A 1,647-nucleotide genomic window follows, 5' to 3' on the forward strand; every position below is an offset into this window, starting at 1 on the left:
TTTCTTACCTCCAGTCAAGTGTAATTCTTTAATTTCTTTTGTTTTTTGATTTAGTTGTAGTTGGGAGGGGTACCCCTCCCAACTACAACTAAATTTTCGCACGACTAAAAGACCTTACGATTTTCTTTTTTTCGAAAGGTCGGTGTGTTATAGTAAATATAAACTTGGTTACGATTTCAGAGCTGGTAGTGCGGACTCATAATCGTACAATATGCCGTGTGTAATAAGGTGAAATGCAACTTTCAAGAACTTATTCATACACGCCACAATCGCGACCTCATGATGCTTTTTCTGAGGTTGCGTTTTTAATTTGTAATAGTAGTCCACAAAGTGATTTTCTTCTCCTTTTCCTTTTCCTTTTGCCATTAACATTGTACAAACCATAAAATATAAAATCTTCCGTAGCTTCTTATTCCCACGCTTATTTATACGATCACGATATTGTGTATTGCCAGATTGATAGCGCATAATATCAATACCCGCATAGGCATTTATTTGTTTGGCATTTTGAAAACGACGAATATCGCCTAACTCACCAATCAATCGGCAAGCTGTTGTATCTCCAATGCCTGGAATAGAGAGTAACACTTTATATTCTTTTTTATCCTCAGACATTGTCACCATCTGCTTGACAAGTTTGTCTTTCGTTTCCATCAAATCCACAATACGTCGTGCATAATCGCGTACTTGAATACAACGAATATCCGTTGGCTTAATGGACGGATACGAGTTTTCCGCAGCTTCTAATAATACAATTGCTTTTTTCTCCGCACGTTCTAAGGATAGCTTCTTACGAGTATTACTTTTTAAACGGTTTTTAATGATTGTTTTTGAATGCGCCAATAAAAGTGCTGGATGTGGATATAGCTGCACGAAATTTAAAAACAACGCTGAACTTGGTGTGATGAGCTGTTCTAATTCAGGAAATGAACCATGTAAAATTGCATGCATCCGACTACGTAAAAGAATGATTTCTTTATCAACTTCATCATAATAACGTGTAATCGCACGCATCTGTTCATAATATGTATCCTGTACGTATGTCGTTTCACGTTCTACTTTAAAGTGCGTTTTCGCTAATTCGTGCGCATCACTACTGTCGGTTTTATGACGCCGCATGGAAGCCATTTGTAGGCTCGCTTCAAGCGGGTTCATACGGTAGTATGTGTAGCCATGATCACGTAGAAACTCTTCTACAGGTTTTGAATAGACCCCTGTAGCTTCAAATACGATTTCAGGAGGTTGTCCATCAAGAGCTGTCATTTTCTCAATACGTTGATGAAGCTGTTCAAAATCGAAACGCGTGTGATGTAATTCCCCTTCAAATTCACATTGTCTATCTTCATTATAAATGACGATGGTACTTTTCCCTTTACTGATATCAAATGCGATGACATGTTTCATATAAATGTCCTCCTTTATAGCCAATTATAGAAGTCTTCACATTACCTTATCGATTCCATTTTCTTATACACGATCTCTTGGACCCAACATACTAAACTGATTCATATAAGGGTGCGAAGTTAGCCAGTTTATGATACGGATTCTATATGATCCCAGAGGCTGGTCGACTTTTCTTCACTTCTACTAAATAAAATAGTAGCACAAACCATGGCCTTGGTTTGTACTACTAATCTTAGTATGTTT

1 protein-coding gene is annotated in these 1,647 nt (G+C 37.4%); it reads right to left on the reverse strand.

Translation table 11 applies throughout. The features are described 5' to 3' along the window. Positions 1-168 precede the first annotated feature (168 nt). Entirely contained in the window at positions 169-1,404 is a 1,236-nt protein-coding gene (locus ACQKOF_RS24980; protein WP_312731576.1) for an IS110 family transposase, read from the reverse strand. Positions 1,405-1,647 lie beyond the last annotated feature (243 nt).

This window comes from Lysinibacillus sp. NPDC093190 (genome assembly GCF_050280425.1).
GTDB lineage: Bacteria > Bacillota > Bacilli > Bacillales_A > Planococcaceae > Lysinibacillus.